Source organism: Janthinobacterium sp. BJB304 (assembly GCF_002735765.1).
Lineage (GTDB): Bacteria > Pseudomonadota > Gammaproteobacteria > Burkholderiales > Burkholderiaceae_D > Janthinobacterium.
Genome location: NZ_PDZN01000016.1, coordinates 134571 through 158294, shown reverse-complemented (window position 1 = coordinate 158294; position 23724 = coordinate 134571). Strand labels below are relative to the sequence as shown.

At 63.0% G+C, this 23724-nt stretch carries 17 protein-coding genes; 9 read left to right on the top strand and 8 right to left on the bottom strand.

The genetic code is table 11. From position 1 onward, the window contains the following. Positions 1 to 73: 73 nt before the first annotated feature. Positions 74 to 1495 carry a PLP-dependent aminotransferase family protein gene (locus CSQ95_RS19510; RefSeq protein ID WP_099410704.1) on the top strand — a complete coding sequence of 474 codons (1422 nt, stop codon included), beginning with the start codon at positions 74 to 76 and terminating at the stop codon, positions 1493 to 1495. Positions 1496 to 1584: 89 nt separating this feature from the next. Next, complete coding sequence (locus tag CSQ95_RS19505) at positions 1585 to 1932, top strand: DUF4870 domain-containing protein (protein WP_070291296.1); 348 nt, start codon at positions 1585 to 1587, stop codon at positions 1930 to 1932. Positions 1933 to 1953: 21 nt separating this feature from the next. On the opposite strand, the gene CSQ95_RS19500 is transcribed toward CSQ95_RS19505, so the two are convergent. The 3 genes from CSQ95_RS19500 to CSQ95_RS19490 are packed head-to-tail and all read right to left on the bottom strand — an operon-like array spanning position 1954 to position 3564. Then, the gene (locus CSQ95_RS19500) at positions 1954 to 2376 is read right to left on the bottom strand and encodes an SMI1/KNR4 family protein (protein ID WP_099410703.1); all 423 of its coding nucleotides are present in this window, start codon (positions 2374 to 2376) and stop codon (positions 1954 to 1956) included. Positions 2377 to 2397: 21 nt separating this feature from the next. Then, positions 2398 to 3045 (bottom strand): 3'-5' exonuclease, encoded by a 648-nt coding sequence (locus tag CSQ95_RS19495; protein ID WP_099410702.1) that lies wholly within the window; start codon positions 3043 to 3045, stop codon positions 2398 to 2400. A gap of 9 nt (positions 3046 to 3054) precedes the next feature. Beyond that, on the bottom strand, positions 3055 to 3564 hold the full coding sequence (locus CSQ95_RS19490; RefSeq protein WP_070224995.1) for a ProQ/FINO family protein: 510 nt from the start codon (positions 3562 to 3564) through the stop codon (positions 3055 to 3057). 567 nt (positions 3565 to 4131) lie between these two features. On the opposite strand from CSQ95_RS19490, the gene rpoD reads away from it, so the two are divergent. Beyond that, a complete protein-coding gene (gene rpoD, locus CSQ95_RS19485; RefSeq protein WP_099410701.1) occupies positions 4132 to 6681 on the top strand; it encodes an RNA polymerase sigma factor RpoD in 2550 nt (849 codons plus the stop codon). Positions 6682 to 6745: 64 nt separating this feature from the next. On the opposite strand, the gene CSQ95_RS19480 is transcribed toward rpoD, so the two are convergent. The 3 genes from CSQ95_RS19480 to ppc form a co-directional block, all read right to left on the bottom strand. Then, positions 6746 to 7885 (bottom strand): HAF repeat-containing protein, encoded by a 1140-nt coding sequence (locus CSQ95_RS19480; RefSeq protein ID WP_099410700.1) that lies wholly within the window; start codon positions 7883 to 7885, stop codon positions 6746 to 6748. Between the two features lie 66 nt (positions 7886 to 7951). Then, a complete protein-coding gene (locus CSQ95_RS19475) occupies positions 7952 to 9736 on the bottom strand; it encodes a PAS domain S-box protein (RefSeq protein WP_180279107.1) in 1785 nt (594 codons plus the stop codon). Positions 9737 to 9913: 177 nt separating this feature from the next. Beyond that, on the bottom strand, positions 9914 to 12763 hold the full coding sequence (gene ppc / locus CSQ95_RS19470; protein ID WP_099410698.1) for a phosphoenolpyruvate carboxylase: 2850 nt from the start codon (positions 12761 to 12763) through the stop codon (positions 9914 to 9916). A 237-nt stretch (positions 12764 to 13000) separates the two neighbouring features. On the opposite strand from ppc, the gene hemC reads away from it, so the two are divergent. The 4 genes from hemC to CSQ95_RS19450 are packed head-to-tail and all read left to right on the top strand — an operon-like array spanning position 13001 to position 17117. Continuing rightward, on the top strand, positions 13001 to 13996 hold the full coding sequence (gene hemC, locus CSQ95_RS19465) for a hydroxymethylbilane synthase (RefSeq protein WP_373632456.1): 996 nt from the start codon (positions 13001 to 13003) through the stop codon (positions 13994 to 13996). Beyond that, complete coding sequence (locus CSQ95_RS19460; protein ID WP_099410732.1) at positions 13989 to 14771, top strand: uroporphyrinogen-III synthase; 783 nt, start codon at positions 13989 to 13991, stop codon at positions 14769 to 14771. The genes hemC and CSQ95_RS19460 overlap by 8 nt, the downstream gene beginning before the upstream one ends. After that, positions 14768 to 15916: a uroporphyrinogen-III C-methyltransferase gene (locus tag CSQ95_RS19455; RefSeq protein ID WP_070291290.1), complete on the top strand. Its 1149-nt coding sequence runs from the start codon at positions 14768 to 14770 to the stop codon at positions 15914 to 15916. Before CSQ95_RS19460 ends, CSQ95_RS19455 begins: the two co-directional genes overlap by 4 nt. Positions 15917 to 15920: 4 nt before the next feature. Beyond that, positions 15921 to 17117: a heme biosynthesis protein HemY gene (locus CSQ95_RS19450; RefSeq protein ID WP_071650305.1), complete on the top strand. Its 1197-nt coding sequence runs from the start codon at positions 15921 to 15923 to the stop codon at positions 17115 to 17117. 89 nt (positions 17118 to 17206) lie between these two features. Here the strand turns inward: CSQ95_RS19450 and CSQ95_RS19445 are convergent, their stop codons facing one another. After that, the gene (locus CSQ95_RS19445) at positions 17207 to 19633 is read right to left on the bottom strand and encodes a membrane-bound PQQ-dependent dehydrogenase, glucose/quinate/shikimate family (RefSeq protein WP_257218111.1); all 2427 of its coding nucleotides are present in this window, start codon (positions 19631 to 19633) and stop codon (positions 17207 to 17209) included. Positions 19634 to 20258: 625 nt separating this feature from the next. Between CSQ95_RS19445 and ppa the strand changes: the two genes are divergently transcribed. Further along, on the top strand, positions 20259 to 20801 hold the full coding sequence (ppa, locus tag CSQ95_RS19440) for an inorganic diphosphatase (RefSeq protein ID WP_086139428.1): 543 nt from the start codon (positions 20259 to 20261) through the stop codon (positions 20799 to 20801). Positions 20802 to 20851: 50 nt separating this feature from the next. Here the strand turns inward: ppa and CSQ95_RS19435 are convergent, their stop codons facing one another. Then, on the bottom strand, positions 20852 to 21985 hold the full coding sequence (locus tag CSQ95_RS19435; RefSeq protein WP_099410696.1) for a GNAT family N-acetyltransferase: 1134 nt from the start codon (positions 21983 to 21985) through the stop codon (positions 20852 to 20854). An 88-nt stretch (positions 21986 to 22073) separates the two neighbouring features. Here CSQ95_RS19435 and CSQ95_RS19430 point away from each other — a divergent pair, with 88 nt between their 5' ends. Continuing rightward, positions 22074 to 23690: an NAD+ synthase gene (locus tag CSQ95_RS19430; protein WP_099410695.1), complete on the top strand. Its 1617-nt coding sequence runs from the start codon at positions 22074 to 22076 to the stop codon at positions 23688 to 23690. Positions 23691 to 23724 lie beyond the last annotated feature (34 nt).

Genomic DNA, 23724 nt, shown 5'->3' with positions numbered 1-23724 from the left:
GCATATACCGGGTGCTGTCACTGTGACAGGATCAGTTGTGCAATAAAACTACGGATCAGTTTGAGGAGCAGGGTTGAAACGATATGAGGAATTGGCGGAAGAAGTCGCCGCCATGATCAGTACGCAGCTGTTGCTGCCGGGTGACAAGTTGCCCTCCGTACGCCAGCAGCATGCGCGCAGGGGCGTGAGCCCGTCGACGGTGTTCCAGGCGTATTATTTGCTCGAAGCGCGCGGCATGATCGTCTCGCGTCCCCGCTCCGGCTATTACGTGGCGCCGCAGCGCGCCGCGCTGGCCCCCGAGCCGGACAGTTCCCACCCGCTCGACGCCAGCACCACCGTCGACGTCAGCGACCTCGTGTTCGAAGTGCTGGGCGCCGCGGGCGCGCGCGATATCGTGCCGTTCGGTTCGGCCTTTCCCAGCCCGCAGCTGTTCCCCATGGAAAGGCTGTCGCGGGCCGTGTCGGCCAGCATGCGCCGCCTCGACCCGTGGAGCACCGTCACGGATCTATCGCTGGGCAATGCCGAGCTGCGACGCCAGATCGCCCTGCGCTACCAGCTCGACGGCGTGCCCGTTTCCAGCGACGACATCGTCATCACGAATGGCGCGCTGGAAGCGCTGAACCTGTGCCTGCAAGCCGTCACGCGGCCCGGCGACACGGTGCTGATCGAGTCGCCCAGCTTCTATGCCTGCCTGCAGGCGCTGGAGCGGCTGGAACTGAAGGCGGTGGAAATTGCCACCAGCCCCCGTGACGGTGTCGACCTGGCCGCGCTGGAAGAGTTGCTGCAACGCCACCGGCCCAAGGCGTGCTGGCTGATGACGAGTTTCCAGAACCCTCTGGGCAGCCTGATGCCGCCGCAAAAGAAGCGCGCGCTGGTCGAACTGCTGGCGCGCCATGGCGTGCCGCTGATCGAGGATGATGTGTATGGCGAGCTGTATTTCGGCAAGCAGCGTCCGGGCCTGACGAAAAGCCACGACAGCGCGGGCCTCGTCATGCATTGCAGCTCGTTTTCCAAGACACTGGCGCCCGGTTTCCGGCTGGGCTGGGCCGTGGCGGGCCGCTATGCGCGCCAGGTCGAGCGCTTGAAACTGACGACGAGCCTGTCGGCGCCCATCCCCCTGCAGATGGCGCTGGCCGATTATCTGGCGCAGGGCGGCTACGACCGCCATCTGCGCCAGCTGCGCTTGACCCTGGCTGCGCAGCAAAACACCATGCTGCAGGCGATCGCCGTGCATTTTCCGCCCGGCACGCGGGTAACGCGGCCACAGGGCGGCTATTTCGTCTGGGTTGAAATGCCGGCGGGCATCGATGCGCTGGCCTTGCACCGCAGCGCGCTGGCGGCCGGCATCAGCATCGCGCCCGGTCCCATCTTTTCCGCCACGCGCGCGTTTCGCCACTGCATCCGCCTCAATTATGGCCACCCGTGGAGTCCGCAGCTGGAAGAGGCCATCGCCACCCTGGGGCGGCTGGCGCAGAGGGCGGCAAGCGGCACATGAAAAAAGGTCCTTGCGCCAGCAAGTGTTTCATTCCAAAAGGAAATATTGCTGTTATATTGAAGTATCTATAACGAATGATGGGAATGATAATGGATAACACGCAGCCGGAACTGGGTCGTACGCAAGATACGACGCTGGCCATTCTGTCCCACGTTGGCGGCCTGTTCACCAGCTGGGTGGCGCCGCTGATCATTTACCTGATCAAGAAAGACGATGCGGATAAATTCTCGGCCGAGAACGCCCGCGAGGCGCTCAATTTCCAGATCACCCTGATCATCTGGTATTTCGCCTGCTTCATCCTGTCGTTCGTGCTGATCGGCCTGTTCCTGTTCTGGATCGTGGCGCTGGCCAACCTGGTGTGCTCGATCGTCGCGGCAGTCAAGGCCAGCAATGGCGTCACTTACCGCTATCCCCTGACCTTGCGTCTGGTCAAATAAGGCTGCGCCGGCCGCCGGGTGTCAGCCCGGGCGGCCGGGCAGTATCAGGAATGATGCAAAGTCGGGCGCCACCGTGGTGGCAGTCCCTGTTTCGTGCGACCACAGCACGACCACCGGCTCGCCCGATGGCCCTGTTTGCGCATAGTCAAAACAATAGTAATCGCCCGTGCCGAACTGGGCAAAGGGCAGCAGGGATGCGGCATCGCCGTCATCCGCATTCTCGAGCCACTCTTGCCAGTCGGTGCGGTAATGGCGTTCTATCGATTCCCACGTCTTGCGCGCATTAGCCGCGTCGTAGACGGGAAAGATGCTCAAGGCGCCCAGCGCGCGGCCATTGTTGACCAATAACCATTGCACGTAGGACGCGGGCAGCCCACGCCCCAGCGCCTGTTCGGCGGCGGTGATCGCGTCAGGCGTGGTGCCGATGGACTTGTTCTTGCTCATGTTGCAGGAAGGCGCGCCGGCTCAGGCGGCGACTGGCGGCGGGCCAGGCGGCGTACTGGCGCGCGGCGCTTTTTGCGGCGCCACCTTGCCGCCTTCGGCGATCCAGCGGCGATACACGCGCAGGGCCACTTGCGCATCGTCGGCCGCGTACAGGATCTGCTTTTCCGTCAGGCGCGACGTGGCCCAGTTGGTGGTGGAGATCTTTTTCGATTTCTGCAGGTGCAGGCCGAAAAATTTGGCCACGGCCGTCTTCGCGCCCAGGTCGTTGCGCTGGCCGCCGCGCAGGGCGACGGACAGGTCGAGCACCTGGGCTGGCGCGATGCCCAGCTTGTTGCGCAGGCGCTTGACGTCGTCGGACAGGCCAAAGCCCACCTTCAGGGTGGTGGTCGATTCGAGGATGGCTTTGAGTTCGGCCAGGGCCGGCGCCGGCGTGCTGCCCACCTGGAACAGGTAGGCGATGTCGTCGGTAGCCAGCTGGATCAGATGGGGCCCCGTGGAGGACTCGCCCTTCACAAAAGTAGGCTTCGACTCCGTATCGAAGCCGATGGCGTCCGCTGCCAGCAGGGCGGCCATGGCCGCCTGTGCATCATCGCTGGTACGTACCAGCTTGACGTGGTCGAGGGCGATGCCTTGATACGGGGGGAGTGGCGGTACGGCAGCTGTGTCCATGAAACCGGATCAGCCTTTGCGCGAGAATTTCGCGGTCAGCTGATTCAGTTTTTCCAGGCGCAAGCGGTTCGCTTCTTCGGCGGCCGCCGCGTCGCGCTCGGCTTTCTTGCGCTCGGCTTCCTTCTTGAAGCGCTGCTGCAATACTTGCGTGGCGTGGTCGCGGTGCGTTTGCGTCACTTCCGCGCCGGCGGTGCCGTCGAGGTCGTAGCGGATTTTGGCTTTTTCCATCACGCGCAGGTAGCGCAGCGAACCCGTGTGGATGCCCAGCGCCGTGCGCATCAGCTTGCGGTCCAGGTCCGGCAGGCGCGCCAGGATCTGCTTGTCGATACCGATCGACAAGGGCAGGCAATCGCGGAATGGCGGGAATTGCTCCTGGAACTGTTTCAGCAGGGCGCGCGCGGTCAGGCCGGCAGGCGCCGGCGTGGTCGCTGCGGCCGGTGCCGCCGCTGGGGCTGCATCGACTGGCGTGTCAGGAGTGGTGGCTTGCTGGTCTGGCGTGGAGCTGGTCATCGACATCATTGGTTGGGCTATAAAAGGGGAGCATAGCACGCGCCACAGGCAAGTGCATTGTCTTTTTTGGCAACTTGCGCTGCAACAAGCGGGTCCGCCCTACAGCGGACGCAGCGCGAAATACGGGAAATGTGTATAATGTCGGCTTGCGCTGATGACTGGACCCGGTTTTTGATGGTCTGGCTCAGGTGTGCAGGGGATAGGAGCAGTGCGGTGCAGGGCCATCATTATTGATATTTTTGATATCAGATATTTTGCTTATCAATTATCCAGATAACTGGCCTTCGTGCATAATCTTGCTCTCCGCTGTGTCTTCACTGAACAACAATAGATTCAAGCCCGTTCTGGTACGGGCTTTTTTTCATTCCGCAATGTACATCGCTTATTTATCTGACCCGGCTTCGGCCCCGCCGCTCCGCATGACGGATGCGCGGGCTTTGAACGTCCCGATAGACAGGCGCCGCTGCCCTTGACGGCAGCCGCAACAATACGCTCCATCGAGTCCGGTTTCGCAGGCTTAGGTGGAATCATTCACTTCGCGCCGACACCATCTGGTCTCGCATTAAGAGATATCTCATGAAGAATACGCCAAAAACTTTAACGTTGTCCGCCAAGGCGCCACGCCCAGCCGCGGCGCCACTTGCCGTACCCAAAACGACTTTATCTTACTTCATCGATAATGCGCAAGCGAATCCGGAAGCCACCGTCACGACGGCGCCCACCGTCGTCACCGTGGTGAAGAAAAGCCGCTCGCGCCTGGCTGCCGTGCCGCCGGCCGATGCGGCTGCCGAAGCGCCAGCGGCGGCTGTCGACGCCGTGGCCGAAGTGGCCGAGGTGACCGACGCCGCACCGGCCAAAACGCCAAGCGTGAAGGTCGCCCCTGGCGCCAAGGCCCCGGCCGCGCCGCGCAAGGTCAGCGAAAGCGCCGCCACGAACAAGGTGGTGACGGCAGCCCGCTCGAAAGTCGTGCGCGCCAAGCCTGAGGCGGCACCCGTGACCATCATCACCGGCGCGCAAGTGGTCAGCAAGACCACGGACGCCGATGCCCTGGCCGCCATCGACACCTCGAATTACTTCCTGCCGACCGTCAAGGTGCCAGGCCGCCGCGGCCGCAAGCCGAGCGAATTCACGCCGGAAAACGATGAAGTGGCCGCACTGAACGCCGTCGAGCGCGCCGAACTGAAGGCCGTGTCGAAAGCGCGCGACCGCAAGGCCAAGGGCGGCCTGGCGGACGCGCTGGGCGATCCGGAAGCATCGGCAGCGGACCTGGAACGCCGCCGCAAGCAGATCACGGGCTTGATCAACATGGGCAAGGAACGCGGTTTCCTCACCTACGCCGAGATCAATGACCAATTGCCGGAAAACATCATCGATCCGGAAGCGATCGAAGGCATCATCGCCACTTTCAACGACATGGGCATCGCCGTCTACGAGCGCGCCCCTGATGCGGAAAGCCTGTTGTTGACTGACAACGTCGCCACCGTCACCAGCGACGATGAAGTGGAAGCGGCTGCCGCCACGGCCCTGTCGACCGTCGACTCCGACTTCGGCCGCACCACCGACCCCGTGCGCATGTACATGCGTGAAATGGGCGCCGTGGCGCTGCTGACGCGCGAAGGCGAGATCGAGATCGCCAAGCGCATCGAAGGCGGCCTGAAAGACATGATCCAGGCGATTTCCGCCTGCCCGACCACCATCGGCGAAATCGTTGCGCTGTCGCAAAAAATTGCGCGCGATGAAATCAAGGTCGATGAAGTGGTCGACGGCTTTGTCGACTTGAACGAAAGCAATGCCCCGGCACCCGCCGCCGCTCCAGCCCCCGCCGCTGCCAGCGACGAGGACGAAGAGGAAGAGGAAGCCGAGGAAGAAGACGGCGACGCCAATGGCGGCGCGGCCGGTTTCTCCAGCGAACAGTTGGCCCAGCTGAAAAAGAATGCGTTGGAGAAATTCAACGTCATTTCGACGCAGTACGACAAGATGCGCAAGGCGCCCGAGGGTTACAACTCGAAAGCCTACATCAAGGCGCAGGAAGCCATTTCGCAGGAATTGCTGGGCATCCGCTTCACGGCCAAGGTCGTGGAAAAGCTGTGCGACACCCTGCGCGGCCAGATGGAAGAAGTGCGCCACATCGAGCGCGCCGTGCTGGAACTGTGCGTGAACAAATGCGGCATGCCGCGCGCCCACTTCATCAAGGTGTTCCCTGGCAATGAATGCGACCTGGAATGGGTCGACCGCGAAGTCGATTGCAAGTATCCGTACAGCGCCATCCTCAGCCGCAACGTGCCTGCCGTCAAGGAACTGCAAAAGAAGATGATCGACCTGCAAGCGCGCGTGGCTTTGCCGCTGGCGGACTTGCGCAAGATCAATAAGCAGATGGCTGCCGGCGAAAAGCGCGCGCGTCACGCGAAACGCGAAATGACGGTCGCTAACTTGCGTCTGGTGATTTCGATCGCGAAGAAATACATCAACCGCGGCTTGCAATTCCTCGACCTGATCCAGGAAGGCAACATCGGTCTGCTGAAGGCCGTCGATAAATTCGAATACCGCCGCGGCTACAAGTTCTCGACCTACGCCACCTGGTGGATACGCCAGGCGATCACGCGTTCGATCGCCGACATGGCCCGCACCATCCGCGTGCCGGTGCACATGATCGAAACGATCAACAAGATGAACCGCATCTCGCGCCAGATCATGCAGGAAACGGGCAGCGAGCCGGACCTGGCGACCCTGGCCGTCAAGATGGAAATGCCGGAAAACAAGGTGCGTGAAATCATGAAGATCGCGAAAGAGCCGATTTCCATGGAAACGCCGATGGGCGAAGATGGCGATTCGCAACTGGGCGACTTCATCGAAGACAACACGACGTTGGCGCCGCTGGACGCCGCGCTGCACGCATCGATGCGCAACGTGATCAAGGAAGTACTCGATTCCCTGACGCCGCGCGAAGCGAAAGTGCTGCGCATGCGTTACGGCGTGGAAATGTCGAACGACCACACGCTGGAAGAAGTGGGCAAGCAGTTCGACGTGACGCGCGAGCGCATCCGCCAGATCGAGGCGAAAGCCATGAGCAAGCTGCGCCAGCCTTCGCGTTCGGACAAGCTGAAGACTTTCCTGACGCAAAACTAAGCGGTCAGCAGGCAATAAAAAAAGAGGCGCAAGCCTCTTTTTTTTCGTCCCTACCTGTGCCGATTTACAGAAAATGCGTGCGCTGTCCCAGCAGGCCGGCGCGCACGTGCCGGCGCGCGCGGAACAGGGCCGCGCCGCAGGCGGCGGCGATGACGGTCAGGAAGAACCAGTCCAGCGGGTTGCGGCGCGGCGGCGGCGGCGATGCTTGCGAGGGCACGGCGAAGGCCTGGAATTTATGCCCCGTGTAGACGGCGCCCACCACCAGGCCGGCGTCCGTGATCTTGTTGGTCAGATACAGGCCGTCGTCGCGGCGGCGCACCGTCATCACGCCTTCCTTGTAGACAAAGGTCATCGGTTCAAAGCCGTTGATGTTGACGCTGCCGACGACGTGCCCGGCCGCGTTGACGGCCGTGGCGTAGCTGTCGCCCTGGCCGATCAGGGCGCCCAGGTCCAGCATGCGCTTGCCATCCCAGGCAAACGCGTGCCAGCGGCGTTTTTCCGTTTCCGAGGCGCCCACGATCAGGCCCGCGTCATTGATGGCGGTGGCCGAGCTGATGCGCCCGCCGGGCAGGGTGCCGATTTCCCGCATGCCCGCGCCGGGGTGGTAGACGAAGGCGCGGCGGTAGCCATCGCCGCGCTGGGCCGTGCCCACCACCACGCCATGGCTGTTCAGGCCGCTGGCATAGCTGCTGGCGCCGCCCAGGGTGCCCAGGTCTTGCAGGCTGTGGTCGGCTTTTGTCACAAAGGCGTGGAAATCGCCGCCGCTCGTGTCGGCATAGCCGGCCACCTGGCCGCCTTGTGCGATGGCCGTGGCATAGCTGCTGGTACCGCCCAGGGTGCCCAGGTCGCGCATGCCGCCCGCCGCGTCGTAGCGGAAGGCGTGCCAGGCGCCGCTGGCCGTTTGCGCCGAACCGACCACCGCGCCATGGATATTGATGGCCTTGGTAAAACCTTCATCGCCGCCCAGGGTGCCCAGCTCGCGGAGGCGGCCATGCTGATACGTCACGGCGCGGCGCCGTCCTTCCTCTTCCATGATGATGCCGGCCACCAGGCCAGCCGGGTTCAGGTCGGATGCGATGCTGCCGTTGCCATCCCTTTCACCAAAGCCCCGTTCGGCATAAATGGCGGCGCTGGCGCTGGAAACGGCGGCCAGCAGGAGCAGGCCGAGCAATGGGGCGGGGAGGCGGGAGAACCGTGTCAGCATGATAGTTTCCTCTAGGAAAAAACTTACTATACTTTTATTTGCCAAAAATGCATATTTAATTCGCTACTATTTTTGGTAATGTTTGTGTTCTGGCATGGCCGGCATGGCGCGTCTGGCGGCGTGGGGCAGGTAGATGGTCAGCACCGTGCCCCGGCCCGCCTGGCTGTCGATGCGCAGTTCGCCGCCCAGCGCGTGGACACGTTCGCGTATGCTTTTCAGGCCGAAGGCGGCCCGCTTGCCGTCGTCGCCCGGCTGCATGCCGATGCCGTTGTCGCTGATGCGCAGGATGATGGAATCCGCATCTTGTTCCAGCGCCACCTCCACTTCGCTGGCTTGGGCGTGGCGCACGATGTTCGACAGCGATTCCTGCAGCACGCGGAAGATGGCCGAGGTCTGGCGCTGATCGAGGCCCAGGTCCGGCACCTCGCTGTCGAGCGTGAGCCGGTAGCGGATGGCGCCGCGGCCCTCCATCTGGCGGAGCAGCCATTCGGCCGCCGGACCCAGTCCCAGTTCGAGGGTGCTGGGATGTAAGTCATTGATGATGGTGCGCACCGAGCGGATGGTGGTGTCGATGGTGTCGAGCACGCGCTGCGCGTGGCGGTGCAGGCGCGGATGGGTCTTGGCCGTGCGCGCGTGCAGCAGCGACACATCGATGCGCAGCACCATCAGGTTCTGGCCCAGGTCGTCATGAATGTCGAGCGCGATGCGCCGGCGTTCCTCTTCCTTGATCGTTTGCTGGTGGTCGCTCAGTTCGCGCAGCTGGGCGAGGGTGCGCTCCAAGTTTTCCTCGTTGCGCTTGCTGTCGGTGATGTCGATGGCCATGGCGATGATCATCTGCGGCCGCCCTTCGGCATCGAAGATGGGTTTCTTGTGCGTCTGCAGCAGGCGATTTTCCTGCAGCTGCGCATTCCATACCAGTTCTTCGCGTATCACCACCTTGCGGCTGGCAAACGCTTCCTGGTCCGCCGCGTGGAAGCCCACGTTCTGGTCGCTGGGAAAATGCTGCAAGTCGCGCCCTTCGGCAATGTCCTGCTGGCGCACGCCCCATTGCTGCTCGCAGGCCTGGTTCATCAGCAGGATGCGCGAATCGGCATCTTTCAGGAACAGCGACAGGGGCATCATGGAAATGATGTCCTGCAGCCGTTCTTCGCTGCGCGCCAGGGCCGCTTCCGTTTGCGCGCGCATGGCGATTTCCGCCGATAGCTGGAGATTGACGTCGAGCAGCTGGGCCGTGCGCAGGGCCACGCGGCTTTCCAGCTCCGCATGGGCGACGCTCAATGCATGTTCGGCCCGCTTTTGTTCGGTGATGTCACTGGCCAGCACGAGCGCGCCCGTCAGATTGCCATGATGGTCGTACAGGCGGCGGCCGCTGATCATCGCCCAGCGTTCCGAACCGTCGCTGTGCCGGTATTGCAGTTCTCCCATGCAGCTATCCGTGGCTGTCTGGCGCAGCGGACACAGGCGCAGCAAGGTCGCCTCATCGTAGAATTCGCTCATTTTATGGCCCAGCAGCTTTTCCGCAGGCATATCGAGCATGTCGCACAGGCGCTGGTTGAGATGCAATATCGTGCCTTGCGCATCCGTTTGCCACATGCCGTCCTGCGCCGTCTCGCTCAGGTGGCGGTAGCGCATGGTGCTGGCATCGAGCTGCAAGCGCGTGCTGGCGAGGTGGGCGCGCAGCTTGCGCATCAGCCACATGGCCGTGCCGGCGGCTGCCGCCAGCAGCAGCGACAGCCAGATATGTTCCCAGGAGTCGAGCTCCTGCCAGGCCGCGCCGGCCAGCCAGCCCAGCACCACCAGGACGAGGGCGGCGCATGCCGTACTCAGCGTTTCAATCGACCATTTGCTCATACGCGTCCCTGGCGTCATCGTTGGCCGCTGCGGTGCGCGTGGCGCCGGAGTGGGAAAAGTATTCGACGCTAGTGTAATACTAAATGTTGTTTTATTGAGAATATTTTTCCATTTGGAAAGCAAAAGGGCCGGCCCTTGCGGTGCCGGCCCCTGTGTACCGATGGCAATGCGGCGCGATCAGCCCGTGTTGCGCAAGCCTGCCGCCACGCCATTGATCGACAGCTGGATGCCGCGGTGCACCCGTTCATCGACTTTACTGGCGCTGGACAGGACGCGGTTGCGCTTGATCAATTCCACTTGCAAATGGTTCAGCGGGTCGAGGTAGGCGAAGCGGTTCTGGATCGAGCGGGCCAGCAGCGGATTGCCCGCCAGGCGCTCGGTATTGCCGGTGATCAGCTCCAGACAGCGCAAGGTGTTGCCATGCTCTTCCGTGATGCGCTTGTAGATGCGTTCGCGCAAGTCCTGGTCCGCCACCAGTTCCGCGTAGCGCGAGGCGATGGCCAGGTCCGTCTTGGCCAGCACCATGTCCATATTCGACAGCAGGGTGGCAAAGAACGGCCATTCGGCGTACATGGCGCGCAGGGTGGCGATCCTGTCATCCTTCGACGCTGGCTCGCCATCGTTGATCCACGCTTCGATGGCGCTGCCGAAGCCGAACCAGCCCGGCAGCAGCAAGCGGCACTGGCCCCAGGAAAAGCCCCAGGGAATGGCGCGCAAGTCTTCGATACGCTGGTTGGCCTTGCGCGAGGCGGGGCGCGAGCCGAGGTTCAGTTCGGCGATTTCCGCAATCGGCGTGGCCGAGAAGAAATACTCCGTAAAACCCGGCGTTTCATACACGAGGTGGCGGTAGGCGTGATAGGCGAGGTCCGACAGCTGCGCCATCACGGCTTCGAATTGCGCCAGCTGGCCGTTGCGGGCCGGATTGGCTTCCTGCGGCGCCAGGCTCGCTTCCAGGGTGGCGGCGACCAGCAATTCCAGGTTGCGCCGGCCGATTTCCGCGTTGGAAAACTTCGAGGCGATGATTTCGCCCTGCTCCGTCAGGCGGATCTGGCCGTTGACGGTGCCCGGCGGCTGAGCCAGGATGGCTTCGTAACTGGGGCCGCCGCCACGGCCCACCGTGCCGCCGCGGCCGTGGAACAGGCGCAGCTTGACGCCGGCCTTCTGGAAATCCGCCACCAATGCCAGTTCCGCCTTGTACAGTTCCCAGTTCGACGTGAGAAAACCGCCATCCTTGTTCGAATCGGAATAGCCGAGCATGACTTCCTGCAACTGTCCCTGCTTGGCGATCAATTGCTTGACCAAAGGCAAGGCCATGAGCTGGCTCATGATGCCGGCTGCGCGCTGCAGGTCGGGGATGGTCTCGAACAGGGGGATGACCATCAGCTCGCACGTGCTGTCGCCGTCGCCCCCGGCCTGCCAGTCGGTGCGCAGCAAGCCTGTTTCCTTTTGCAGCAGCAACACTTCCAGCAGGTCGGACACGGTTTCCGTGTGCGAGATGATGTAGTTGCGGATGGCCCGCGCGCCGTAGCGCTGGCGGATGTCGCGCGCCGCGCGCAGGATGGCCAGTTCGGAATCCGTTTCCGTGGCGTAGGCGATGTAGGGCGAGTACAGCAGGCGCGGCTGGGCCAGTTCGTTCAGCAGCAGTGCCTGCTTGTCTTCCTCGGACAGGGTCGTGTAGTCGGCGGCCACGCCGCTTTTCGCAAACAGGTCGGCCAGCACGCGCTCGTGCACGTCAGAAGTCTGGCGCATGTCGAGCGACGCCAGGTGGAAGCCGAAGATGTCGGCCGCGCGCGCAAGCGTGGCCAGGCGCGGGCGCACGAGGGCCGCGCCGTGGTGCGACTCGAGCGAGGCGACGATGGTGCGCAAGTCGGCCACAAAGGCGGCCGCGTCAGGGTACGCCGCGGCCGCGCCCACTTCCTTGCGCAGGATGTTGGTGGCGCCCAGCGCGCGGGCCGTGGCGGCCAGGCGCGCATAGATGCCGATCAGGGCGCGGCGGTACGGTTCGTCGCTGCGGTGCGGCGAGGCGTCCGGCGACTGGTCGGCCAGCGCCTGCAGTTCGGCGCTCACGCCCACCATCAGGGTCGAGACGGACAGTTCCGCGCCCAGCGCGTGCACTTCGTCGAGGTAAAAGTCGAGGATGGTGGTGGCGTGGCGCGCGAGCGCGTGCTGCATGGTGCCGGCGTTGACGTTGGGGTTGCCGTCGCGGTCGCCGCCGATCCAGCTGCCCATCTGCACGTAGGCGGCGTTGATCGGCTCGATCGTGCCGTTGCCGTTCGGGTACTCGGCGGCGATGTCTTCCTCGATGTCGTCGTACAGGCCCGGCAGTTCGCGCAGGAAGGTGATGCGGTAGTAGGACAGGGCGTTTTCGATCTCGTCGGCGACCGTCAGCTTCGAGTAGCGCAGCATGCGCGTCTGCCACAGGGTGGCCACGCGCGAGCGCAGCAGCTGCATGTTGGCCTGCCGTTCCTTCGGCGTCTGCGGCAGGTCGCGCTCGGCCAGCAGGCGGGCGATGTCGTGCTCGGCGTCGAGGATGCTCTTGCGCTGCACTTCCGTCGGGTGGGCCGTCAGCACGGGCGCGATCAGGGCGTCCTGGAAGAAGGTGTCGACGGTCTTGCGCGGCACGCCGGCGGCGCGCAGTTTTTTCAGCGCAAAGCTGACACTGCCCTTTTGCGCCGGCGAGCCGGCCAGCAGGTGGGCGCGGCGGCGGCGGATGTGATGCTGGTCTTCCGCAATGTTGGCCAGGTGCGAAAAATAGGAAAAGGCGCGCACGACGGAAATCGTCTGTTCGCGGCTCAGTTCCTTCAGCATGGCGTCGAGTTCCAGCGCGGCGTCGGCGTCCGCTTCGCGGCGGAAGCGCACGGAAGTCTGGCGTATGGTTTCCACCACATTGAAGACGGCGTCGCCTTCCTGTTCGCGCAGCACGTCGCCCAGCAGGCGGCCCAGCAGGCGGATATCTTCTTTCAGCGGCGCGTCCTTGTCGGAGCCGGCCGCCGGGACTATTTCTGGTGCTACTGCGTCATTGAGCATAATAAAGAACCAAAGTAAGTGTAAAAGCAAGGGAATGTGGATCGCACCGGGCGTTTGGCCGCAGAGGGGAGGGGGCGCATGATAAAATTTGTGGTCTTCAACATGGACGCTAGCCTGACTTGGCCTTCTAGGCTAAGGGATAACGATTATAGCGAGGCCGGGCGTCATTCCGATACAAATTGATATCGGACGGGCGAATTGGCAACGACAACGACAGCCACAGCGAAAGAACTTGTTTTGAAAGCATCCGAATTGACCCAAAATATTCCTTCCCGCCTAGTGATCGCCACGCGCGAGAGCCGTCTTGCCATGTGGCAAGCCGAACACGTGCGCGCGCGCCTGGCCGCCCTGTATCCGCAGTGTAGCGTTGAAATTCTCGGCATGACCACACGCGGCGACCAGATTCTGGACCGCGCCCTGTCCAAGGTAGGCGGCAAGGGCCTGTTCGTCAAGGAACTGGAAGTGGCGATGGAAGAAGGCCGCGCCGACCTGGCCGTGCATTCGCTCAAAGACGTGCCGATGGAGTTGCCGGCAGGCTTTGCCCTGGCCGCCATCCTCGAGCGCGAAGACCCGCGCGACGCGTTCGTGTCCAACGATTACGCCAGCCTGGCCGAGCTGCCGCACGGCGCCGTCGTCGGCACCAGCAGCCTGCGCCGCCAGTCGCTGATCGCCGCGCGCTACCCGCACCTGACGATTCTGCCCCTGCGCGGCAACCTCGACACCCGCTTGGGCAAGCTGGACCGTGGCGATTACGCCGCCATCATCCTGGCCGCCGCCGGCTTGAAACGCCTGGGCCTGGCGTCGCGCATCCGCGCCGTGCTGGCGCCGGAAGACAGCCTGCCTGCCGCCGGCCAGGGCGCCATGGCGATCGAGGTGCGCGCCGGTCGCGCCGACGGCGTCGACATGACGGCCCTGCTGGCGCCGCTGAACCACACGGCTACGGCGCAAGCCGTCACGGCCGAGCGCAAGGTGTCGAAGATTTTCGGCGGCAGCTGCCAGATTCCGCTGGCCGCGTTTGCCACTGTCGAAGGCGACAGCATGCGCTTGCGCGCCATGGTCGCCACGCCGGACGGCGCGCGCATGGCCAGCGCCGAGTTCGAAGGCCCGGCCAGCGCGCCGGAGCTGCTGGGCGAACAGGTGGCCGAACTGCTGCGCGGCCAGGACGCCGCCGGTATCCTCGCCTCGTGCGCCATTACGCCCGACAACCATGAAGGCCTGGCGCCGCATGCCTGACACGGTGGTGATCACGCGGCCCGCGGCGCAAGCGGGGCCGCTGGCCGCGAGGATCGCGGCGCTGGGCTTGCCCGTGCAACTGTTGCCGCTGCTGGAAATCCACGCGCTCGACGGCGCAGTTGAATGCGCGCAGCTGCACGCCGTGCTGGCGCGCCTGGCTGATTACGACCTGGTGGCCTTCGTCTCGCCGAACGCCATCGATTGCGTCTTTGCGCACTTGTCCGCCTGGCCGCCAGGCGTGCCGCTGGCCGTCGTGGGCGAGGGCAGCCGGATGGCCTTGGCCGCGCATGGCGTCACGGACGCGAATGCCAGCATCACGAGTCCGCTCGACACGGCGCGCAGCGATTCCGAACATTTATTGCTGGCGCTGGACTTGCCGGCCCTGCGCGGCAAGCGCGTGCTGATCGTGCGCGGCGACGGCGGACGCGATTACCTGGCCGAGGGCTTGCGCGCCGCTGGCGCCGAGGTCGAGTTCGTCACAGCCTACCGCCGCCAGGTGCCAACGCTGACGCCGGCCTTGCGGGCGACCCTGGAAAAGCTGTTGCAGCATAATAATGACTGGATCATCACCAGCTCGGAAGCGCTGCGCGGTTTGCTGGCGCTTCTTGAGGAATTGGATGCTGAAAAGACGGCTGTTGTGAAAATGCAACAGCAACATCTGATCGTGCCGCACGCCCGCATTGCACAAACGGCGGCGGCCCTGGGTTTTGCCCGTGTCACCCTGACAGGATCAGGCGACGCAGGAGTGCTCGCCGCGTTACAATCACGACCATGAACGAAATGCCTACACTCTCCGAACCGAATGCAACGCCTGGCAGCGCCGTGAAGACGGCGCCGCAGGCGGCCGACCAACCTGCCGGCCGCGCGCCGACCTTGCTGGAACAGCTGCAAAAGCCCATGAGCATCGCCGTCATCGTGCTGGCCGTGCTGCTGGCGGCGCAAAGCTGGTCGTCCAGCAAGCAGATCCGCAACCTGCGCGAAGAAGTGGCCAAGCGCCTGCAAAAGGGCGATGTCAGCAATGCAGAAACGGGCGTGCTGGCGCGCACCGTGCAAGAAGGCACGAAAGAGCTGGAAATCAAGGTTGGGGCGCTGGAAAACCGCCAGAGCGAAACGCAAAGCCAGCAGCTGGCCCTGGAACAACTGTATAACGACTTGTCGAAGAACCGCGACGAGTGGGCGCTGACGGAAATCGAGCAAGTGCTGTCGACGGCCAGCCAGCAGCTGCAACTGGCCGGCAACGTGCCCGGCGCGCTGATCGCCCTGCAAAACGCAGACCGCAGCCTGTCGCGTTCCGACAAGCCGCAATTCATCACCATCCGCCGCGCCATCGGGCGCGACATGGAAAAACTCAAGGCCCTGCCCAGCGTCGATTCGACGGGCGTGGCCCTGCGTCTCGACGCCGTGATCGCCCAGGTCGATTCCTTGCCGATGCTGTCCGACGAAACGCCGGCCTTGCCGGCCGCGCCGGAAAAACCGGGCAAGGCCAAGCCCGTGCGCGATGCTAGCGGCAAGCTGGTGGGTCCGCCGGCGCCGGAACCGCTGCTGCAAAAGGTGCGCGACGGCTTCAATACCTGGAGCGGCGACATGTGGGCCGACGTGCGTCAATTGATCCGCATCCGCCGGGTCGATACGCCGGAAGCGCTGATGCTGTCGCCGACGCAATCGTATTTCTTGCGCGAAAACGTCAAGCTGCGCTTGCTCAATGCCCGCATGGCCTTGTTGTCGCGCAATGAAACGGCGTTCCGCAACGACTTGATCGCCGCGCAGGATGCGCTGGCCAAGTATTTCGACACCCGCGCCAAAAGCACGCAGACGGCGCAAGCCCTGCTGCGCCAGGTGCAGGGCAGCAATCTGGCCATCGAAATGCCAACCTTGTCCGACAGCCTGACTGCTGTGCGCAACTACAAAGCGAAGTCCTGAGCCCATGCGTCTATTTCTCTGGTTACTCGCCCTGATGGCCGCGGCGATCGGTATCGCCGTGACGGCCCGTTTCAACCCTGGCAACGTGGTGCTGTTCTATCCGCCGTACCGCATCGATTTGTCGCTGAACTTCTTCCTGCTGCTGCAGGTCGTGCTGTTCGTACTGCTGTACCTGCTGGTGCGCGCCGTGCGCGCCACAGTGCGCATGCCGGCGCAAGTGGCGGCCTACCGCCAGCGCAAGCGCGAGCGCGATGGCAACAAGGGTTTGCGCGAAGCCTTGAAAGCCCTGTTCGAAGGCCGTTTCGGCCATGCCGAGAAGGCCGCCCTGCGCGCCGCCGAACTGGACGAAAACGCCGGCCTGGCCGCGCTGATCGGCGCGCGCGCCGCGCACCGCATGCGCCAGTCCGAACGCCGCGACAGCTGGCTGGCCCGCGTCGAAGGCGACGCCAGCCTGAAGACGGCCCGTCTGATGACGGTGACGGAATTGCTGGTCGACGACCACCAGCCGGAAGCGGCGCTGGCCGCCGTGCGCGAACTCAACGCCAGCGGCACGCGCCATATCCACGCGCTGCAATGGTCGCTGAAAGCCGAGCAGCAGGCGAAGAACTGGCCGGAAGTGCTGCGCCTCGTGCGTTCGCTCGACAAGCACCGCGCCCTGCATCCGGCCCTGTCGTCGCGCCTGCGCGAACTGGCTTATGACCATTTGCTGTCCGACCCGTCGCATGACGCGGAATCCTTGCTGCGCGTATGGTCGACCGTGCCAAGCGCCGACCGGGTCAAGCCGTATATCGCCTGCCGCGCCGCCACGGCCCTGAATGCGCGCGGCCTGCATGACGAAGCGCGCCTCGTGTGCGAAGAGTCGCTGGCCGCCGACTGGGACGAGCGCGTCGTGCGCGCCTACCGCGAAGCGGCGGCCCCGAGCGGCACGCCGGCCTTGCTGCTGCAGATCGAGCATTGCGAGCAATGGCTGAAACAGCGTCCGCTCGATGCGGAACTGGCGCTGACCCTCGGTACCTTGTGCCTCAAGCAAAAACTGTGGGGCAAGGCCCAGCGCCACCTGGAGCAGGCTTTGTCGGACGCCAACGAGCCGCAGATGGTGCGCGACGCCCACCTGAAGCTGGCGCAGATGCACGACGCCTTGCAGCAGACGGAACAGGCCGCCGCCCATTACCGGCAGTGCGCGCTGGCCACCATCCTGTAATCTGTTTCTCCAGACGTAAAAAAGCCGTTCAGTGCAGACTGAACGGCTTTTTTTTGCGCTGCTACCTTGCTAATTTACTTCTTCGAGCTTTACTTCTTCGGTGCGGCGGTGCCTTCGGGCAGGGCATACGCGATCAGCGTGTCGCTCATCTTCGTGCCCAGCGAGCCGTGGCCGCCGGCCATGACGACGACGAACTGGCGTCCCGACTTGTTCGATACATAGCTCATCGGCGTAGCCTGGCCGCCGGCTGGCAAACGGGCTTTCCAGATGACTTTGCCGTTGCTGACGTCGTAGCCGCGGATGTAGTAGTCGAGCGTGCTGCTGAGGAAGGTCACGCCGCCGCCCGTGGTGACCATGCCGCCCAGGCTGGGCACGCCCAGTGGCAATGGAATCGGCACGGGACCGCTGTCGCGCGTGGTGCCGTTCTTGTGCATCCACACTTTTTTCATGGTGCGCAGGTCGACGGCGGCCACATAGCCCCACGGCGGTGCCTGGCATGGGAAGCCCAGCGGCGACAAAAAGGCCTTGATTTCCACGGCGAACGGGACGCCCGTCTGCGGCTGCAAGCCCATTTCGCCGCCCGTGCCGCCCTTGGCCGTCGTTTCGGCGCGCGGCACGAGTTTTTCCAGGAAACCCATGTAGTCGGGGTTGACGATCAGTAACTGGCGCACGGGGTCGATGGCCGCGCCGCCCCATTCGAAGATGCCGAGCGGGCCCGGCGAGATGACTGCGCCCTTGCCGGCCGTTTGCGGCGTGAACGGGCCTTCATAACGGCGTTCCTTGAAGATGATGCGGCAGGCGAGCTGGTCGAACGGCGTCGTGCCCCACATGTCCGCTTCGCTGATATTGCGTTCAGGCAAGAAGGTCAGGGCCGAGAACGGCTGCGTGGGCGACAAGGTGTCGCCGGCGGCAGGATTGCTCGTTGGCACGGGTTTTTCCGGCGCCGGCACGACCAGGCTGCCGTCGCGGCGGTCGATCACGTAGATGTCGCCCCGTTTCGTCGTGGCGACGACCGATGGGACTTTGCCTTTCGGCGTGTCGATGTCGACCAGGCTAGGCTGGCCGCCGATATCCATGTCCCAGATATCGTGGTGCACGGTCTGGTAGACCCAGCGTACTTTACCGGTCGCCAGGTCCAGCGCGACGATGGCGCTATTGAATTTCTCGCCATTCTTGTTGCGGTTGCCGCCCCAGGTATCGGGGGTTTCATTGCCCATCGGGATGTAGACCATGCCCAGCTTTTCATCGATGCTGGCCACGCCCCACGAGTTGGGCGAGTTGTTGGTGTAGTTCTTGCCTTCAGGGAAGGGCTTGGTATCTTCCGGCGTGGCCGGGTCCCAGTTCCACATCAGCTTGCCGGTGACGGGATCGTAGCCGCGGATCACGCCCGACGGTTCTTCCGTCGAATGGTTGTCCGTCACGCTGGCGGCGATCACGGCCATTGTCTGCGAGACGGCGGGCGGCGAGGTCGGCATCAGGAAACCGCGCTTGATCATGGCCATGTTTTTATACAGGTTGACGACGCCGTTGTTGCCAAAGCTCTTGCACGACTCGCCCGTATCGGCGTTGACGGCGATCATGGTGCCATCCATGGTCGGCGCCAGGATGCGGCGCGGGCATTCCATGCCGGCTGCTTCGGGGGCCGGGTTGTTCTTGGCGCGGCCCGCGTTGACGTCCCAGTAGGCGACGCCGCGGCAGATCATGTGCTGGTAGCTGGCTGCGTCGCGGTTGATCTTCGGATCGTGGCGCCAGATTTCCTTGCCCGTGTCCGGGTTCAGGGCGATGACGATATTGTGCGGCGTGCACAGGTACAGCATGTCATTGACCTTTAGCGGCGTCACTTCATTGGCGATCTCGCCCGGATCGTTTGGCCCCTTGAAGTCGCCCGTGTGGTAGGTCCAGGCTTCTTTCAGGCCGGAAATATTCGCCGGCGTGATCTGCGCGGCCGGGGCGTAGCGGTCGCCATAGCCGGAGCGGCCATACGCGGACCAGTCGTTGTGCTCGACGCCGGGCGCCAGATCGCCGCTGGCGGTGGCGGCCATGTTTTCGGCCGGCACGTCGCCATGCAGGTCATGGTAGTCCTGGAACAGGGCGATGACGCCGGCGATGACGGTCAGGGCCACGGCGGCGGACAGGGCCGTGCGTCCCAATTTCCCCTGTTTCGCCGCGGCGGGTGGCGCCAGACGGCGGCTGACGAAGGGCAGCAACAGCCAGACGGCGGCGGCAAACCAGATGTCGAGGCGCGGCAGCAATTGCCACCAGTCGAATTTCACTTCGATGACGGACCAGATGAGGGTGGCGGTCAGCAAGAAGGCGAGGAAAGCTTGCGCGCTGCGCTTGCCCTGGAACACCAGCACGCCGGCGACGAGCATGCCTATGCCGGCCAGCAAGTAGTACCAGGAGCCGCCAAGCGTGGCCAGCCAGATGCCGCCGCCCAGCAGGGCGAGGCCAAACAGAATGAAAATAACGCCGGTGACCTTTAATAAAGGCCCGGGCCGGAAGGAGGGAATCATCATATTCCTTTTTGCAAGGATTTATCGGTGGCGCGTTGAAAGCGCCATATTGAATTCAGGGAAGGCGTCGATTGCAGAATATACAAAGTTTGGAATCACCAGAATGTGACAGTTTATCAGAATTGATGATTGTCTTCTGGTCGCGCCATTTTTTGGCCAGGCCGTCATTTGAATCAAATAAATGCTTCAAATAAGCGCAAAGATTATGCTGGATGACGGAGTTGCCGGGCTGGCAGGCTTGATGGCCATCGATGTTGAGACGGCCGCGCCATCACGCGCTGGCAGTTCGGGGAGAATAAGCCTGAAACAGTTGTTATAATTGGCTGCAATAAATGCAATGCCGGTTATGATAAAAATGTCCGCTGCATGGTGATATTGAAATGAAAATATGATGATATTTCAGATATTAACTCGGGGTCGACCGTAGTAATGCTTAAGTGTTTCTACTTATTATTCCCAATAGCCTGTTTATTCTCTCGGCAGCAGCTTGCGCGTACCGGACGGCCGTGCTGGCGAGTGTTGCTGGCTGGACGCGCAAAACGCCGGCGGGCCGCTGCTGCATCGCACAAGCTGCCTGTACTTCGCTATAATTGCGCGGTTAAAACACCATCCGCTAATGAGGAACCCCATGAGTTTGAATAACGTCTCTTCCGGCCGCGACCTGCCGAACGATTTCAACGTCGTCATCGAAATCCCGATGAATGCCGATCCGATCAAGTACGAAGTCGACAAGGAAAGCGGCGCGATCTTCGTCGATCGCTTCATGGGTACCGCCATGCATTACCCGTGCAACTACGGCTACGTGCCGAACACCCTGTCACCGGACGGCGACCCGGTCGACGTGCTGGTCATCACCCCGTTCCCGCTGATCCCGGGCGTGGTCGTGCGCTGCCGTCCTATCGGCGTGCTGAAAATGACCGACGAGTCGGGCGAAGACGCGAAAGTGCTGGCCGTGCCAGTCGACAAGGTCCTGTCGATCTACAGCCACTGGCAAAAGCCGGAAGACTTGAACGAACTGCGTTTGCGCCAGATCCAGCATTTCTTTGAGCACTACAAAGATCTGGAAAAAGGCAAATGGGTCAAGATCGACGGCTGGTATGGCCCTGAAGTGGCCAAGGAAGAAATCCTGGGCGGTGTCGCCGCCTACAAGGCAGATGCTGCAAAAGCCTAACAGCATCAGTTAAAAAACGCTCCCCGCCAGTCATGGCCGGGAGCGTTTTTTTATGCGCGAAACGGACTGTGTTCGTTCAATTCATCGAGGTAGGCGTCGATGCCGCCCCGTTCGCGCTCGAGGAAGCGCTGCACGGCGTCGGCAAAGGCCGGGTGCGCCAGCCAGTGAGCGGACCAGGTCTTTTGCGGCAGAAAGCCGCGCGCCATCTTGTGCTCGCCCTGGGCGCCGCCCTCGAAGGTGGCGATGCCGTTGGCGATGCAAAATTCCAGCGGCTGATAGTAAGCCGTCTCGAAATGCAGGCACGGTACGTGCTCGAGCGCCCCCCAGTAGCGCCCATACAGGGTGTCGGCCGTGTGGATCACCAGCGAGGCGGCGATGGCCCGGCCTTCGCGCTCGGCGATCACCAATAAAATGTTCTCCGGCATGCCGGTGGCGATGCGCCGGAAGAAGTCCAGCGACAGGTAGGGCGAGGAGCGGTGTTCCGCATAGGTATTGCTGTAGCAGCGGTGGAACAGCTTCCAGTCGGCATCTGTCGCGTCCATGCCGCGCACCTGGCGCATGGTCACGCCCGCTTCCCGCACCTTGCGCCGCTCGGCGCGGATATTCTTGCGTTTCTTGTGTTCCAGGGTGGCGAGAAATTGCTCGAAATCCGTGTAGCCGGGATTGAGCCAGTGAAACTGCACGCCGCTACGCATCAGGTAGCCAGCGTGCGCCAGCTGGCGCGCCTCGCTTTCCGGCGGGAACAGAATATGGCACGACGACACCTCGCTGGCCTGCTGCTGGGCCTGCAGGAAGGCCAGCAGGGCGGCGCGCGCCTCGCCATCGCGGGCCAGCAGGCGCGTGCCGCTGACGGGCGTAAAGGGAATAGCGGACAGCAGTTTCGGGTAGTATTCGAGGCCATGCTGCTGATAGGCATCGGCCCAGGCCCAGTCGAACACGTATTCGCCATACGAGTGCATTTTCAGGTACAGGGGCAGGGCGGCGGCCAGCGTGTCTCCTTGCCACAGCACCAGGTAATTCGGTTGCCAGCCCGTGTCCGCGCTGGCGCAGCCGGACTCGTGCAGCGCGTGCAAAAAGGCATACGAGAGGAAGGGATTGCTATCCGCCTGGCGCGCCAGCAGTTCAGACCAGGCCGCTTCGCCAATTTCAGCCAGGGTAGTGACGATAGCCGTGCGATAATTCATTGTTATAGTGTGCATTCATCACTCTCGGGGCGCCACCATCGGCCTGTGTGCCCCTGTCTTGTTTAATAGAACGAAAATATCCATCATCATGACAGTCAAAGTCGCAATTGCTCAAATGAATAGTACGGTCGGCGATCTGGCCGGCAACCGTGCCAAGATCTTCGACATTTCCCGCCGCGCCTTTGAAGCGGGCGCCGATATCGTGCTCACGCCGGAACTGTCGCTGGTCGGCTATCCACCCGAGGACTTATTACTGCGCAATGCATTCTACGCAAAAACGCAGGAAGCGTTTGCGGGGCTGGCGGCCGACCTGGCCCAGTTCAAGGATTTGCATGTGGTGGTGGGCTTGCCGCTGCAGGACGAGAAGGGCGTGCGCCACAATGCCGCCTCCGTGCTGCTCAATGGCGAAGTGCTGGGCACCTACCGCAAGCACGACTTGCCGAACACCACCGTGTTCGATGAAAAACGCTACTTTACGTCGTCGGACCAGGCTTTCGTGTTTGGCGTGAAGGGCGTGCGTTTCGGCATCAATATCTGCGAAGACACGTGGTTCGAGCACGCACCGATGCGCGCCCGCGCGGCCGGCGCGCAAGTGCTGCTGGTGCCGAACGGTTCGCCCTACCATATGAACAAGCAGCATCTGCGCTACGAAACCATGCGCAAGAACGTCAGCGCGCAAGGCATGGCTCTCGTGTACGCCAACCTGGTCGGCGGCCAGGATGAACTGATTTTCGACGGCGATTCGTTTGTCATGGATGCGGCCGGCACGATTTGCGCCCAGTTGCGCCATTTCGAGGAAGACTTGCAACTGGTCGAGTTCGACGGCGCCACGCCCGTGCCGCAACCGCTGGCCGCCCCGTTGACCACCGAGGCGCAGGTGTACCAGGCGCTGGTGCTGGGCGTGCGCGACTATATAGTCAAGAACGGCTTTCCGGGCGTGCTGATCGGCATGTCGGGCGGCGTCGATTCCGCGCTGACCCTGGCCATCGCCGTCGATGCGCTGGGCGCCGACAAGGTGCGCGCCGTGATGATGCCGTCGCAATTTACGGCCGATATCTCGTGGATCGATTCGCGCGACATGGTAAAACGCCTCAATGTGCGCTACGATGAAATTCCGATCAAGCAAACCTTCGACGCCTTCCGCGCTACCTTGGCCGGTGAGTTCGCGGGGCTGGCGGAAGACGCGACGGAAGAAAACATCCAGGCGCGCATCCGCGGTACCCTGCTGATGGCCCTGTCGAACAAGCATGGCAGTATCGTCTTGACGACGGGCAACAAGAGCGAGATGGCGGTCGGCTATTGCACCCTGTACGGCGACATGGCGGGCGGCTTTGCCGTGATCAAGGATATCGCCAAGACGCTCGTGTACCGCCTGTGCGCGTACCGCAACGGCATCTCAAGCGTGATCCCCGAGCGCATACTGACGCGCGGACCGTCGGCCGAGCTGCGCGCCGACCAGCTGGACCAGGATTCCCTGCCGCCATATGACGTACTCGACGGCATCATGCAGCTGTACATGGAAGAAAACCGGCCGATCGCCGAGATTATCGAGGCTGGCTACCCGCCGGCCGATGTGGCCCGGGTCACGCGCCTGATCAAGATCAATGAATACAAGCGGCGCCAGTCGCCGGTGGGCATCCGCGTCACGCACCGTGGCTTCGGCCGCGACTGGCGCTATCCCATTACGTCCAAGTTTTACGAATAACGTGGGGAACCCCGCCAAACCTACTGCGCAGCTC